The sequence below is a fragment of the Pantoea septica genome, assembly GCF_002095575.1.
Lineage (GTDB): Bacteria > Pseudomonadota > Gammaproteobacteria > Enterobacterales > Enterobacteriaceae > Pantoea > Pantoea septica.
The window spans coordinates 1-14,993 of sequence record NZ_MLJJ01000059.1; the positions used below are offsets into that span (position 1 = coordinate 1).

11 protein-coding genes and 1 pseudogene are annotated in these 14,993 nt (G+C 49.0%); 1 reads left to right on the plus strand and 11 read right to left on the minus strand.

Features of this window, described 5'->3' with window-relative positions:
• The 3 genes from HA46_RS19875 to HA46_RS19885 form a co-directional block, all read right to left on the minus strand.
• A partial coding sequence (locus HA46_RS19875) for an IS1 family transposase (RefSeq protein ID WP_001672765.1) occupies nucleotides 1–82 on the minus strand: 82 nt, incomplete at its 3' end.
• Nucleotides 83–110: 28 nt separating this feature from the next.
• Nucleotides 111–515, minus strand: a complete 405-nt coding sequence (locus HA46_RS19880; RefSeq protein WP_244277555.1) for a DUF421 domain-containing protein — start codon at nucleotides 513–515, stop codon at nucleotides 111–113.
• A gap of 241 nt (nucleotides 516–756) precedes the next feature.
• A complete protein-coding gene (locus HA46_RS19885; RefSeq protein WP_084886311.1) occupies nucleotides 757–936 on the minus strand; it encodes a con-10 family general stress protein in 180 nt (59 codons plus the stop codon).
• Between the two features lie 384 nt (nucleotides 937–1,320).
• Between HA46_RS19885 and HA46_RS19890 the strand changes: the two genes are divergently transcribed.
• On the plus strand, nucleotides 1,321–2,604 hold the full coding sequence (locus HA46_RS19890) for a globin domain-containing protein (RefSeq protein WP_084886315.1): 1,284 nt from the start codon (nucleotides 1,321–1,323) through the stop codon (nucleotides 2,602–2,604).
• Nucleotides 2,605–3,556: 952 nt separating this feature from the next.
• On the opposite strand, the gene HA46_RS19895 is transcribed toward HA46_RS19890, so the two are convergent.
• From HA46_RS19895 to HA46_RS21105, 8 genes and pseudogenes are all read right to left on the minus strand, one after another.
• Nucleotides 3,557–3,880: a hypothetical protein gene (locus HA46_RS19895; protein WP_084886318.1), complete on the minus strand. Its 324-nt coding sequence runs from the start codon at nucleotides 3,878–3,880 to the stop codon at nucleotides 3,557–3,559.
• A 753-nt stretch (nucleotides 3,881–4,633) separates the two neighbouring features.
• Nucleotides 4,634–5,242: a DsrE family protein gene (locus HA46_RS19905; RefSeq protein ID WP_048783021.1), complete on the minus strand. Its 609-nt coding sequence runs from the start codon at nucleotides 5,240–5,242 to the stop codon at nucleotides 4,634–4,636.
• A 371-nt stretch (nucleotides 5,243–5,613) separates the two neighbouring features.
• Nucleotides 5,614–6,011: pseudogene (locus HA46_RS21400) on the minus strand (VOC family protein).
• 1,307 nt (nucleotides 6,012–7,318) lie between these two features.
• A complete protein-coding gene (locus tag HA46_RS19920; RefSeq protein ID WP_075203188.1) occupies nucleotides 7,319–7,504 on the minus strand; it encodes a con-10 family general stress protein in 186 nt (61 codons plus the stop codon).
• Between the two features lie 681 nt (nucleotides 7,505–8,185).
• Complete coding sequence (locus tag HA46_RS19925) at nucleotides 8,186–8,512, minus strand: four-helix bundle copper-binding protein (protein WP_075203187.1); 327 nt, start codon at nucleotides 8,510–8,512, stop codon at nucleotides 8,186–8,188.
• 569 nt (nucleotides 8,513–9,081) lie between these two features.
• On the minus strand, nucleotides 9,082–10,605 hold the full coding sequence (locus tag HA46_RS19930; protein ID WP_244277556.1) for a sensor domain-containing diguanylate cyclase: 1,524 nt from the start codon (nucleotides 10,603–10,605) through the stop codon (nucleotides 9,082–9,084).
• Between the two features lie 3,143 nt (nucleotides 10,606–13,748).
• Entirely contained in the window at nucleotides 13,749–13,919 is a 171-nt protein-coding gene (locus HA46_RS19945; protein ID WP_084886334.1) for a con-10 family general stress protein, read from the minus strand.
• A gap of 795 nt (nucleotides 13,920–14,714) precedes the next feature.
• Nucleotides 14,715–14,891 carry a hypothetical protein gene (locus tag HA46_RS21105; RefSeq protein WP_158086855.1) on the minus strand — a complete coding sequence of 59 codons (177 nt, stop codon included), beginning with the start codon at nucleotides 14,889–14,891 and terminating at the stop codon, nucleotides 14,715–14,717.
• Nucleotides 14,892–14,993 lie beyond the last annotated feature (102 nt).

Below are 14,993 nucleotides of genomic sequence, written 5' to 3' on the forward strand. Positions count from 1 at the left end.
GATGTCCGGCAGTACTTTTACCGTTACGCACCACCCCGTCAGTAGCTGAACAGGAGGGACAGCTGATAGAAACAGAAGCCACTGGAGCACCTCAAAAACACCATCATACACTAAATCAGTAAGTTGGCAGCATCACCATGTCTGTCGAGGCTTTCAAGTTCATACAGCCCGTCTTTAATCAGGGTCACAACATCGCCCTCAATCAGACGTGAAAAGCGAGGGCTGCACGACGTCATAAAAGTAGTAAACCGGTACAGTAAAAGCAGAACGATAAAAACCATAATAACCGGCAGGACGGGCACGTCATCATAGAACGTCACTTCCCCCGACGCCGACCCCAGCGTCAGGATAATAACCAACTCAAACAAGGAAAGCTGACGTATGCCGCGACGGCCAGAAATTTTCAGGAAGCTGAATACAATGACGTAGGCAATCAGTACCCTGAAGGCAACCTCGCCCAGAAAAGAAAAATTAAGGTCATTAAGTAAAAAACGATGCCAGTCAAATGAAAACATAAGCAGAAAGGTTAACCTTCAATACTAAAAGTTATCAGGGGGACAGAAGATGTGTTAATCAGATTCTTTTTTGACGAATATAAATCTGGAGCAGTTGAACGTTAAAAACCTATGCGGCAGGGCAGAAATATTACTTATTATTCACCCTGCCTCCCGGTGCTTTCAGCACATTGAATAACAGTCATTCTGAAATAAAAAATCATCCCTGAAGGGCTGTTATTCATCAGGTAACATCCTGCTGTCATTTTTCTTTACGAGCGCCGCCATGGCTGTGCTCGCCGCCTTTTTTACCGGCTTCGGACGCTTTTTCACGGTCATTAGCGAAGTTGCCGCCGCTGTTATGACCGCCTTTTTTACCAGCCTCAGACGCTTTCTCAGGGTTTTCTGCAAAATTACCGGAACCACCACGATGTTCAGCCATAAATACCTCTCATTGTAGAAAAAATTAGCTTTAATTACCGTGTCGGGGCTGCTGAACGTTGCTTCATTCTGCCCGCCGCCACTCCGTTAACAAGAATAGACAAAACGAGAAATTGTGCAAATTTTTAAAGCGAAACGCTAAATACAGACGGATCGGCAAATATATTGTCGTCTCGCTTATTAACCTGCTTTCTTTATGGAAAAGCGGCAACAGAATGGCCAGAGCAATGGCATATTCGGCTAAAAAAGAAGAATAAATTCAGGTGAGAATGTGTTTATTGGCTGTCTGTGATTATGCTTAAGGGTGGAAAGGCCTGACTCGGCCATACTAAACTCTGGGTTCAGTTTATTCGTTACGGCAGCATGAAGGCATTGTGAGGTTAATATGTTAAGTGAAAAACAAAAAGAACAGGTTAAAGCTACAGTCCCCGTTCTGAAAGAAAACGGAGTGGCGCTGACCGATTATTTTTACAAGAGAATGTTAAAAAACAACCCTGACCTGAAAGAAATGTTTAATATGGGGCATCAGCGAAGCGGTGCTCAGGCCAAAGCGCTGGCTGGCGCAGTGCTGGCGTATGCTGAAAACATTGATAATCCCGGTGTGCTGGCACCGGTTATTGAGCTTATCTGCCATAAGCACGTCAGTTTGAATATACAGACTCCTGATTATGATACTGTTGGCGAAAATCTGCTCCATTCCATCAGTGAAGTGCTTAATATCTCCATGGATGATGAATTAATCAGGGCCTGGGCGGAAGCGTATCAGCAGCTGGCTGATATTTTTATCGCGACGGAGAAACAACTGTATGAGGAGCATAAAAACACCAGCGGCAGCTGGGTTGGCTGGCGTGATTTTATTGTGGATAGAAAAGTCATGGAAAGTGCCGAAATTACATCATTTTATCTTGTCCCCAAGGACAGACAGGCGCTGCCTCCTTATAAACCGGGCCAGTATATCACGCTCCGGGTTATGGTACCTGCCTTGGGGATTAGACAACCCCGCCAGTACAGTCTTTCGAGCAGTCCTGCTGATAATTATCTGCGTATATCCGTAAAACGCGAAGATCCCCGTATCGAAGGGCAGGATCCCGGTTACGTCTCTTCAACGCTGCATAATGCTGTTCAGGAAGGTGACATCGTTGAACTCAGCGCCCCGACCGGAAACTTTTACCTTCTGAACCCGGATAATACGAATGTTCTTATCAGCGCAGGCGTCGGACTGACCCCAATGATATCAATGGTAAACCACCTGCTTGCAGAACATGCGGACCCAAATTTATCTTCTGCTGCCGGTACAGGCGACTCTGCCATCACGGAAAAGCAGTCAGAGGGCAAAAAAGATATTTATTTTATCCATGCGGCCCGCAGTTCAGAGGCCCATGCCCTGCGTGAAGAGCTGGAGAATTTAGCGCGCCGGAACAGAAATCTTCATCTGTTTATCGCTTATGAAAATGTCAAAGAAGGTGAGGTTGCCGGCAAAAACTACCACATGCAAGGACGTCTTAAGCTGGATGAAATGCCTGCTGCCTGTTTACCGAAAGAGGCTGACTATTACCTTTGCGGGCCGGTACCTTTTATGCAGGAGCAATACCAGGCCCTGCTCCGTCTGGGGATCCCACCGGAGAGGATCTTCAGTGAAGCGTTTACCACAGGTGGCGTTCACCTGTAATCCGTAAATCATCCCAGGAAAAGGTGCCTGAGCGTTACCGAAAAGGTTATTGCCCTGTAACCGGGACAGGGCGCTGACTGCCGCCCAGCGCTTTGTTCTGCTGTCCCTTTTCCATCTGACAAGGTTTTCCTGTCGTTGCCAGGAGGTACAGGAACGGCTTTTCTGAAAACTTACGCAGGGCACATGAAACTGGGCAGCGTACCTTTCTTACCGTTTGCAGAGGCAGCCTGATTTCAGGCCATGCAAAAAATGAATGCACACAACAAAGCCTGTTAAAAACGTCACGTTTATGAATGACATGTTCACCATGTTCATAAGCGTCCGGAAATACGCGGTTTATGCTGCAGATGAAAAACGGAAACGCTTATGCTCGGAATAAACTGCATTCTCTTTTCTTTTGCAAAATGCCTGACCGGAGCGGGAAAGAAAGTACATTCTGATCCGCTTAAGAATAAGAAATTTATTTCTGTCTGCCCTCTTCCAAAGCTCAAAGATGATTGCGTGGTGTTATCCCGATTAGATCGTAGTCAGCAGATTCATGTTTTATAGAGGGAAGTAAAGCATCTAGGACAAGGCCTCGCCTCAGCATCCCTGGATTTCGCTACCTTCATTGCGTCCCGGGTATGGTAAAAAGTGCCCAAAAAAACGCGATTTTCAACGCCAGGCAGTGATTTACACCCAGCTGTATGTACAAACAAAGCACCCGTGACTTCGAATTGCCTTGAAAGATAAAAATATTTTCCCATATTGCACTCTTATTTTTTTCATCAGGTTCAGGAATTGATCAAACCTCAAAACCTGTTAAGGGTTTTCCATGCTTTTAGCGGCAGGTTCGGCGCAGCTTCAGCGCCTTAGCGTGCCTGAAGTGTCCGGCCGGCCGACCTTTTTAATAAAGCCAGGCGGTAAACCTGTATCGGGTTATCAAATACAATGACCGAGCCGAGGTCTGTATTTACTTGAGCCTGGCCTTTGCGGCGCCCTTTTTGCGGCTCACCTGCCGTCTGGCATAGGCGATGACAGTCATCCAGTCAGGATCTGAACATTTATTCGTAAAGGTATTGAGGTTTTTGAAGAGTTCGGACCACATCTTCAGGTGTAAGCGATTCTGATAATGATAATGATAATGATAATGATACTTAAGATTTACCTCCATAGACCTTATGACATCATCCACCAGGTTCTTGATCTGCCTCAAATCCTCTCCGGACTGATGCCTTGCAGCAAGCTGCCTTATCTGAAAAGCATAAACTACAGTATCCAGCTCCACTGTAAACAAAACGACCTCAATTATCAGCTGTTTTCCGCCTGAACCCTAGTCTACTTAAACTTACGAGACCAGTTTTAAATCAACTTTTGTACTGTGAAGAGTAACTGATTTGCCTCCATGTACCATGCCCACCACCGTTAAACATTGAGCCGAAGCATTCTGACGCGCTGTTCATCTTTCATGTCTGATGGGAAATCGGCATCGCTGACCTTTCCCGCCTGGCTGAGTTTACTGAAGAGATTAACCAAACGCTGTAATGTTATTAGCTACCTCGAAGGACTGCCGCCGCATGCTGACAGCATCAGCACTGGAAGTGCAGCGAATGCGACTCGGAGTTGCACCTGCTTTTACCACGTCGCGGGTAATGTTCCGCCAGGCATCTTTCTCCCTGACGCTTGCAGTCGCTGCCTTCTTTCTGTGAGAGCAAGGCAGGCTTCGGTCCCCTGAGCGGTTACCGCATCCAGCATTTTGCCGTTCATGTTGATGATATTAAAAAAGCTGCCAGCCTGTTTGAGTCCGCCGGCGGGAAAGCGTTTTACCTCATCACGACTGCTGATGTTTCCGACCTGAGCTGGAGTCAATAACTTTTCTACTATAGGCGCGACATGGAGCGGTGTTACTGAAGTAATATCACTGACATAAAAGCGGCTTATTGCATATCAGTAAGGCTTTGAGCATGTGTAAGGTGGTTTAAGAAAATTATCTGACGAAAGGTGCAATAAGGCTACCTTCCATTTATTCAACAAGGCCTGCCAATCCGCTTTACATTTCCAGGAAGGCATAACCCCTGTTCTGTAAGGTTGTTATTGTGGTCAGAGCGGAAGGCGTATGTATAACCGAGCCAGCGATCCAGTTCTTTTTATAATGATGCCAGGCGATAGCCTGATCGCATATGCTCACTTTGACTCCCTGGCTCTGAAGGGCCGAAATGAGCTTAAGGTTTGGGTTGTCAGTGCCATATATTTTTTGATAATGCACGTTATCAAGCATCGCCGGCGTTGCGCCACCGTTCACCGCAACGACAAATCTGAGTTTGTTGGTGGGAACCCCGGCTGCAACATAGAGATTAACCACCTGCGCGACTTTTTCCAGGGCCGGATTCGGCAATGATGTGTTGTCTCCGGCCTGCCCCACCTTGAAAACGATTTTATTGCTCAGGTCTGGGGTGGGCTGGAAGGCAGCACTGCGTTCATAGTGGATTTCGCCATAACCCTTCACGGCCGGTGTAATCCAGAAGCCAGCGGACTGATCGTTTGAAACACTGGCAGGATGATCAGTCAGGCTTTTGAAAAAAGCATGATTATTACAAAGCGCAGCTCCCATGAGCCCGCTCGTGATTGCAATTAGTGCTCCAGTTATAACAGAACGCATGTTTCCCTCCGGGCGCCTTGAGCATGAGCGCCCTGGTTTATATTAGTGAAGAAAGACATTAACAAAAACATTTTGGCATCAGCTAGCAAGCCGTACATTTACTTTATACTTTCTTACCAGGTTGTTAATTTTACAGATTATTCTTAAGCAGCGGGATCAAATCGCGCTCCAGGATAGCCAGTTTGGGCTGCTCCCTATAATTGACTATAGCAAGATGTTAACAACGCCCGCTTCTGCACATAGCGGACTGTCGCAGTTGCAGAATCCGGTATGAGCGGGTAGCAGACGTTTCACTCATGATGACTGAAAATGTCCACTACGTTGAATATAGCATCCCGGCCACGCACCGGACGTGCGCAGTCGCATAGCTATCAGAGCTGAGCGCTCTGGTGGAGATCCCAGCGGTTGCCATAAATGTCATAAAACACAGCGCCCCCCATACTCCCCCTCACACGGCTTCTGACAGCGGTGAACGCCCTTTGTTTTCATAGCGGTGTAGCCACGCCGGAAGTCTCGGTCTGCAGGAACAGGAATACCCGCCCACCACACTGATTGCCAATAAAATCTTCCTGCCTCTCGTTTGAAGTGTGGGTCAGGAGAAGATTACAGTGGCTCTCCAAGTTAGGTGTAACGACAACCCGGCGTTTACCTGGCTGCGGTGTGTCCTCAACCAGGGAAAAACCCATCTTGTCGGCGTAATACTCAATCTCGCGGTCATAGTCATCAACCACATAGCCACATATCCCATGGATCGCTTTTGCGTTCTCATTTCTGCGCCGTCAGGTTTCAGGTACAACTGCCTGAACACTCTCTTTTAACATAACAGTGCGGTCAAGAACTGCCGCGAAGAAGGTAACCCAAAAGATGTTTCCGGTAAGTCCATGACAAAAACATGCAGAGAGCTTTTTACGCCTTAGTGCCGAATAGTTGTGGTGGATTCGCTTCATACCTTCAGGCTACGCATCCGTTTTCAGGACAAAAAAAACCCGCTCAGGGCGGGGAAAATTCGTTACAGAGGAATATCTCTGTAACTGATTCGACAGATGAAAAATATTTAAGTTCTATAATGGATTAAGCTTTTTAAATAAAATGGCTTGTATCTGCCTAACAGAAGGCATCAAAGAGAAAACCATAGTCGCAGACGCAGCATTGTGCAGATCAAGGCATTTTTCTGGCCAGCATCCGTATGGCCTTCTGGCAGTGTCGGCGGATAACAGGATCGTCAGTACGCATGCTCAAGCTATACAGCGAACAGATGATGTCCTGGATCTGCTTGTTGCCCCCGTTCTCAATCAGTTTCAGAATGACCTTCCTGAGTAACGCCCTGATCTCCTGTTTTTCTGCTTCACAGATTTTATTTTCCTCCAACTTCAAGACGCCGGGGCGGAAGCAGGAAGGGTGCCCGCCACCGGATATGGCCGGCTCCGTGAGCTTTTTTCACCTTCCCGTACGGAAAAGCGCAGCTGCCAGATGAAAAAGCACCCGTAAAAAGGAAGCCGTAAAAAGCTATTAATTGTTTAATTTCCCGGGCATGGGCAGTGTGATTATCGGGCAGGATTATGAAGAATTTAGCGCTGGCGAATATGCGAAACATACAAAAAACCGCCATTTTGACCCTGAGAGAAGATTCAAGATGGTTTGTCCGGGCTGAAACCAGCAGGAGTTGACTCTCTTAACTCTAGAGAAAAACAGCACTAATACAGGTGCATATTACAGTGAGCAGCGGCCTTTCCTGACGCGCATTTCACTGTCCGATTTACCGTCCCGGCGCTTCCGGTCAGGCTTCGGTTTTTTTTCAGCCAGCCGGGAAAACGTCAGGCTGGCTGCCCGCAACCACAAGTAAAAGACCCGCCATCTTTCTTTAGCGGGCTGAACAACAAATCATGTTCATAATTTACGGCCAATGTGCCGAAACCAGCATGGATCAGCACCCTGAAAGCCTGGAAAGAAAAGCGCCATCGTGCAAGTCTGCCGTCAGATGTAGCTTTCCCCCGGGTGCCTGGAAACTCTCTTTTAACATAACGATGTATGCATGACATTAGAAAGCCCGCCAGAGGCGGGCTTCGTCACCATGTTTCACCGAACCTGGCGGTTAGAAGGGCCTCTCCGGCTGATTTGGCTCCCTTTTCTTCCTGCTTCAACTGCTCGCTCAGGGCTATTTCTGAAGTTTCCTCCGCTCATACGGCCGCCTTTCCGTCCGAGTTCTGCAGCCCACTCCGGATTTTCCGCAAAGTTTCCGGCTCCACCACGATATACTGCCATAGCACCCCCGCTTCATGTTAAGCACCGACCTTAAACCATAGGAGAGATTGTTTTACCGGTGGGTTTTTGGCAGTAACTTGTGACGCAGGCAAAAAAGGTGCCGTAGCGCCGCCAGAAATCAGTTTTTCATTGTGATAAAGCCCTGGTGTTGAGCTTTACATTACATTATCGGGGTGTGTAGAGAGAATTTAGTAATCAGTCTCTTCTTTATGGTGCCGGGCAAACCCTGCCAGCCACATAAGGGTTCATGCCCGCATCCTTGAGAGGCCCTCAGCGTGATCCCGGCGCGTCCGGGCAGTTTCCGGCACCTTTACCCCTCCCCTTCGCGTAAAAAAGCTCCATTTTATCCCTGTGCGGTTGCATGGACATGCACGCGAGTGAATGACAATCAGTTAAAAAACATATCCATAGCCAATAAGTCATTTAAGCAGTTAGCTGACGTGTGATTTGCTAATTCAGTTTCTGGCACTTGGCGACATAACACGGACACATAGTCCGCTTTGAGCGAGAAGCGGACGTTAAGTCATTAAAGTAATTTTTCCCACATCTTGTCATTAAGGCTGGTACTCTCAGATAAATCCTTTTCCCCCTGTCCCCCTAAACTTATCCATCTCCTCTTCTGCGGCTTATTGGAGGGAATAGAAAACCCGCCAAAGCGGGTGTGGTCACTTAAATTACTTTTCAGGCGGACATCTTTCTGCACTGTTCGGCGCAGTGATGACAAGCTCTGGAGCAATCCTGGCAATGGTCATGTTCATGCTTTCCACACTCATCGCCGCACTTCTGACAAACATCAGCGCAAAGCCGACAAAGATCCTGAGCAGATTCGCTATTAAGTGTCATGAATTGAGCTGCAAGCCGGCAAAGATTCGCACACTGCATATCCAGTTTTATGCACTCGCGCATCATCTCAAGGTTCTTTTCTTCAAGACATGAAGCTGCACAGTTGTCACATGCAGCTGCGCACAAATAGCAGGCTTCGATACATTTTTTGTATTCGTCTAACATGATTTCTCCTTTGCTTAGTTTACGTATTAAGCATGGAAGAAATTACTTGTTATGCAATTCTGGTATGCGTTAATACTTTTTCAGCATTTCATATGACTGGCTTGCAGAGCATCTTTGTGGCTATCGATAACACCACGGTCCGCCTCTGGCACATAGCGGACGCTGTTATCAACAGCTGATGGCCTCCTTCGATTCCCCGGCATTACCGGGTTGTCAAGCTCCGCTCAGCTAACCGGCAGAGCCGGTAATAGCGCATCCGCTGTTACAGTACATTTTCGGGTGCCCGTCAGCCCAGATAAGCACAGGAGCTGATTTTTTAGCGCAGGGGATAGCTCTTTCCGGTGACGTTTGCCTGCCCGTACCGTTTACGACCAAAAGCGCTGTTACCACACAGGCTCTTTGTGCCCGGCCGTAAAGCGAAAAAATCAGGTCGGCACAGGCCGACCCGGAATAAAAACTTACCTGCCCCCGTGGAATGGCGCGCATTTTCTGCGATGAGAACATTTATCAAAATATTCATATACTTAATCGGTGAAGGCCTCAAAAAACACCTGACGTTATGTTTTCAGTCAGAGCAGACAAATGCCCTGCGTACCCGAAATGCAGTTACGCCCCGCCTGTTTGGCGGCGTAAAGTGCGCCGTCAGCGGCAAGTTTCAGGGACTCCGGGGTGTCAACCGCTACAGAGGCGCTGATGCCGGCGCTCAGGGTGACAATCCGCTCCGGCAGTTCGGTGGCTTCATGCGGCAGGGCTGCCCGGCGAATGGCTTCCAGTGCCCGGTGGGCCACTTTCTCGGCGTCCCGGGCACTGGTGCCCGGCAGGATAATGGCAAACTCTTCCCCACCATACCGCGCCACCCGATCAGTGCTGCGCAGCGGAAGATGTTTCAGCACAGCAGCCACTTTCTTGAGACAGCTGTCGCCGGCGATATGACCATACGTATCGTTGTAGCGTTTGAAGTAATCCACATCAAACATAACCAGGGATACCGGACCCCGGGCAGCGCTCAGGCTTTTCTCCAGGTAAAAATCAAACTGCCGCCGGTTACCGAGGTTCGTCAGGCCGTCGAGCATGGCCAGGTCGCTGAGCGTACTGTTGAGCCGCGTCAGCTCATCCCGGGCACGCAGCAGGTCCTGCTGGCTGCGCAGGGTGGCGTGCAACTGGCGAAGCACCAGAAAGCCGAACAGCAGAACCAGCAGCCACGTAAAAATATTCACACTGATACCGGTGATATTATTCCGCCACCAGGCATCGCGAAGCATCCGGGTTTCATAACCCACCGCCACAACCAGCGGATAGCGCTCCAGGCGGGCATAGCCGAACAGGCGCCTCTGCCCGTCCATGCGGCTGTCCCAGGTATCACTGCCGATACGGGATTCCCTGAGCAGGGTAGTGAAGAGGGGGCTGGATGAAAGGCTGCGGTTTATGTCGCTGTCCGGAAAGGGCCGGGAATACAGCAAAATACCTTCCATGTTCATCAGGGCCAGCATGTCCCTCGGGCTCTGTTCATACCAGCCGTAGAACTGCCGGAAATAGCCTACCTTAACGGTGCCGAGCACCACGCCCCGAAAATGACCCTCAGCATCATTCAGGCGCCGGGAGACCGGAATAATCAGCTCTCCCGAGCTGCGGCTGCGGATGACCTGTCCGATATGAACACCTTCATCGGCATATTCCCGGTGCCGGATAAAATAGTCCCGGTCTGCGTTGTTCATGTGTGGAGAACGCTGGTCCAGAGAGGTGGCCAGCCAGTTACCCTCGGCGTCATACACAAACAGGCCTTCCAGCTGAGGCAGGGAAACCGACTGTGCGGCCAGCAGCCCGCGTTTGCCACTGTAAGCTTCAGGCCGGGCATAGACATCATCGGCCTTGCGGGCGATTTCATCCAGAGCAATGCTGACCTGCAGAAATGTATCCTGCGCCTGGCGGGACAGGGACAGGGCCTGATTGCGGGCCTGAACGGCAGCGTCTGCCAGCCGGTCCTGCCAGGACTGCCATAGCGCCCAGCTGCACGCCGTTACGATAAAAACGCTGATGAAAAGCAGGAACAGGAGCACGGAACGTTCCGTTTTCCTGATACGGGTTAAGGGCAAGGTCTTACTCCGGAAAACAGGGGGTTATCTGGAAAAGGTAGCAGTAATCAGCGGTCCTGCCCCCCGGACAACAGAGACATATAAAAAATCCCCGGCGGACCGGGGGAGGCGAAAACATCTATCTGCTTTACTGAATCACACAGCTGGAGCTGCGTTTTTATTTTACCGGTAAGCCCGGGCGGACCTGAGCACAACAAAAGCGGTGCTGCGTTTATTTTAACTAAAACTTATTCTGAGTGCTGTCAGCAGGTTGGTTTTTATCCGCCGCGGGCGCAAACGTATCCGGGACCGGGAAAGAATGATGCAAACAATATTATTAGCCTGGCTGTAAAAACATAAGACTGAAAGAGAAACAACCCGGTCACATAATATAACCGAAGACATAATCAGATAACGCCTTTCTCTGATCCGTTCGTTGCAGTCTGATGCGCCTGGGATACGGATTCTTTCGGCACAGCTGTACACATATCATCGTAGTGCATTTCTTGCCGATATCCGCTTCTGGCACATAGCGAACACAAAAATCAACACTCTACTGGCCTCTCTGGCTCCCCGGCGTTTCCGTGTCGTCAGTCCTGGTGCGCTAACTGGCAGAGCCGGTAAGCTCCGCCGGACCACGTGGCGTTTCGGTCCTCCCGGCTGTGGTCTGATAGTAGCGGCAAGGTCAACCCCTGCAAGGGGGTTATCACTCGCACGTTCACTGCTCACAAAAGACCTGGTCGCTGAGGGCTGGCCCGGCAATACGCCGTGCCGTTTAACTGAAACAACAGCCGTTTTATTTAGTCTTTAAAGAAAATATGTAAAACGGCTGTCGGCAGTTTTCATACCGCCTGGTGATTTTGTTTTTATGTTTCCCGTCTGATGCCGCGTTTTTTTCAACGCGAAGTATGACCCGGGCCTCACTGGCATTACAGACGTCAGTAAAAAACCGCCCGGAGGCGGTTTTAGATATCTTTCGCTGGATTCGAGAAATGGACATCTTCATGGAAAAGATTTTTGTCATCTGTTTTGTCGTGTTCTTCTTCCTCATCGTCTTCATTACGGTAAGCCGGGCTTTCAGCATCATCAGGCACCGGTTCTATATAATCTGGATCGGGACGTTCAGATATAGTGACCTCAGGTTTTCTGCCGGGGCTTCAACTGTATATGCATGAACTAAAGAACTGGTGGCTGTTTAACGAATATGTGGGCTAAGCGTAAATAAATTTATTTTTAGCCGCTTGTGCTTGTGGCAATGAAGAGGAGTACCGGGATGTGAAGACAGTACAAAAACAAAAGAGACGCTGCCACCAAATTCCGGCCCTGAGAGGGCCGTTTTTTTCAGAGAAATGATAAAAAACCATCGCATTGACTCAAGACATAATTTTCTGATTAAGCAGTAAAAATCTCGTTGCCCTGCATGTATCCTTGCCTTCTATCCACTTTTTCTGTTCGCTGAGTTGCAGCTACCTTGCCGGGTTTCATCCCCTGAAGGTCAAAGGCATAAACAGCTGATGGCCCCCTCTGGCTCCCAGGCGTGGCCGGGTCGTCAGCCCTGGCGCGCAAACCGGCAGAGCCGGTAAGCTCCGCCGGACCGCACAGGGTTCCGGGCCTGGCGGCTGGGGTCTGATGGCAACGGCAAGGTCAACCCTGAATCTGGCCGCGTAATTCAGTCCTGTAGCCTCAAATGAAAGTGAAAGGCAAATTAGCAGGTTGCAAGGTTACAGGCTAAGACTGGAAAAGGTCCGCTATGAGCGAGGAGTGGAAGTCCGCGATTGTTCTTACAGTCGCTAATGAAGACATTACTAACATCATGGTATATTCCTAACGGGGAGCAGGTCGTTTATGCTGGTCGCCATTATTACTGATGACGAGAAACAGCTTATACACATTCTCAACTTTCAGCTGCTCACCACAGCCACAGCAGACAGCTCCGTGAGGAGTTTTTTTTTCATCATTTTTAAGAGTGAACTGAAATCGGCGCGTTCCACAGGATGGGCACCGAATCTTAACTCGTCCCATCAGGAGACTCCGTTGTGAAATAGTTTGATGGAAGAGCCTGGCAGGTATTCAGGATAAAGACAAAAAAAGTTACCGGAACCGCAAAATCAGTGGCAGAGCGTCAGTTCATTACGGCTTTATATGACCCTTCCTTATGAACAGCGCACTAACGCTGACCGTAGGCAGACCGTCGGGTTAAAACCGTCACAGGATTACCTTGAAAGAGGTTTCGATGACAAACAGCAGGGTGATATCAGTGAAGAGGTTACGCAGGTACTACCGCGCTCACCTCAGCAAAGAGTAAGCCTTCTGATTTGATGACAGTTGCAGTGACTGTGAGTAGTTCAGGAAACTCAGCGCTGGAGAGCGCGCACTGCTGATTGTATCTCCGTGGCTGGCCTGTCTGGCGCTCTGTTATTATCCCCGAAGGCTGCGACAAAATTTTATGCGTTTCTTTGTTGCGACAACATCACCTGATTAATTTGGTTCATCTTGTCTTTGCTTCAGTCAGTGACTGCTGACCGTCATCGGCAATAAAATCCGCAGATGTAATGGTATTGATCACTCTATGAATGGCGAAACTGAGGCTGCCAAAAGCCTGCCTGCACGGGACGCTTTTACCGTGTTGGCTTCTGGCATCAGTATCAACATTCTGACAGCTCTCTCCGGCTTCCCGGCGCGGCCAGGTCGTCATCCCTGGTGCGCTAACCGGCATTGCCGCGAAGCTCCGCCGGACCGCGAGGGCGCGTTTCAGGCCTTCTGGCTGGGGTCTTATGGCGAACAGGCTGTGCGATTCTGGCAAAGGCATTTCTCAGGCATTCCGCTCCCATAAAAAAGCCCGCCAGTCGAGGAAGAATGGCGGGCAACGTGGTAGACAGCGAGAGGCTGTAAGTACTTTTTATATCCAGTTATCGCGACTGGCGCTTAGTTAAAGTGATGGATACAATAATTTCAAGCATAAGCGGCTGAAAAAAATTTGTGAGAGAAGAATTGTGCTTTATTGCTGATATCCGTCAGCCGATGCAGACTGGCCGGAATTAACGAGAGCAGATATTTAGCCGGTATCTGTGCGCCCGATCGGTTCCTGAGCGCGAAATGAGTGGAAATATTAAATACAGAACGGCACGGGGGCCAACTGCAGGACAGCGCCCATGCCGCTTTTTTTATTTTTTACCTCTTCGACTGATTTTTCCGCCCTTCCGGCCGGCTTCTACTGCTCTGTCAGGGCTGTTACAGAAGTTACCACCGCTGACCTGTCCGCCTCTCCGTCCAGCTTCAGCAGCACGCTCAGGGTTTTCAGCAAAATTACCTTTACCACCACGGCGTTCGCTCATGTTTACCTCGATTAATAGCAATATTTTTATTCAGGTAAACGTCGGATGATATACCCGGCGTTGATAACAAATATAAGCGAAACAGGATTTAATGAGCCGGCTTCAGGCTATGTATTTTTTATTTGAGAATAATCCGAACTTAAACTGGCCTGATGATTTACACCGGCATATTTCTGCCTGGCAGCATCAAACATGACAGGTACCCGAAACACAGGCTTCAGTAATCATGGCCATCCCAGAGGAAAATTAATTTTAAGTGGCTGATTTAATGGAAATAGAAATTTCATTTCAAATACAGCTAAGACCACATATTTTGTTAAAAGCAACTCTGTACGCTCTAATGGCTTTTGTATAACTTCTTTTGGGAAACACCAGTAACTCTGTAACGAACAGTGCTTTGCACTGCCTCTGAGGGCGTTATGTTATTCAGGATTTGCTCCCTCGGAGGCTTCTTTTTATACCGTCTCTCGACCATAACCGCAGGTGTTGAAAACAGGTGAGTTGTATAAAATGCACACCAGCTGCGCTGGGGTGGGTAAATTTTTAAATTTCGGCTCGACCCGCTTTTTAAGAGGAGTATTCAAAAGCAGGCCGGCTTTCTGCTAGCCGGGTAAAAACCGTGCGTACAGAGCTGGCTCAGTAAAAAGCGCTTATTTCTGAGCGAAAAATTCAGTAATTGTGACGTCCGGGCTGCCCCACACCAGAGCGTTGTCTGCACGCACAGACAAAAGGGAAAGGAAAATACTGGCTATTCGGGCGAAGGGGGGGCTCAGTCCGAAGGAGAGAAAAAACTTCTTAATTCATCGGAAGGTTGAGCGGCCTGTCGATCAACTGAAAGATAGCCTGCTTCAGCTTTTCCCAGTCTTCCATACGTCTGAAGTCTTCAGGCTGCGTATCGGCCAGAACTTCACTAATGCTTTGCCGGACATGCTTCTTTCTGTCCTCATCCAGGCAGGAGATCAGAACAGCCACCACGGCCTGCAGGACTTCCGCATAGATGAAAAATCGCTGTTTGACGTATCCTGATTCGCTATTCTGTCAACCAAGCCAGCCATAAGCGCTTTCGCAATGCCT

Coding starts and splice junctions, on each gene's coding strand:
- HA46_RS19890 (WP_084886315.1), top strand. CDS start 1,321: ATGTTAAGTGAAAAACAAAAAGAACAGGTTAAAGCTACAGTCCCCGTT.
- HA46_RS19920 (WP_075203188.1), bottom strand. CDS start 7,504: ATGGCAGTATATCGTGGTGGAGCCGGAAACTTTGCGGAAAATCCGGAG.
- HA46_RS19905 (WP_048783021.1), bottom strand. CDS start 5,242: ATGCGTTCTGTTATAACTGGAGCACTAATTGCAATCACGAGCGGGCTC.
- HA46_RS19925 (WP_075203187.1), bottom strand. CDS start 8,512: ATGTTAGACGAATACAAAAAATGTATCGAAGCCTGCTATTTGTGCGCA.
- HA46_RS19945 (WP_084886334.1), bottom strand. CDS start 13,919: ATGAGCGAACGCCGTGGTGGTAAAGGTAATTTTGCTGAAAACCCTGAG.
- HA46_RS19885 (WP_084886311.1), bottom strand. CDS start 936: ATGGCTGAACATCGTGGTGGTTCCGGTAATTTTGCAGAAAACCCTGAG.
- HA46_RS19880 (WP_244277555.1), bottom strand. CDS start 515: ATGTTTTCATTTGACTGGCATCGTTTTTTACTTAATGACCTTAATTTT.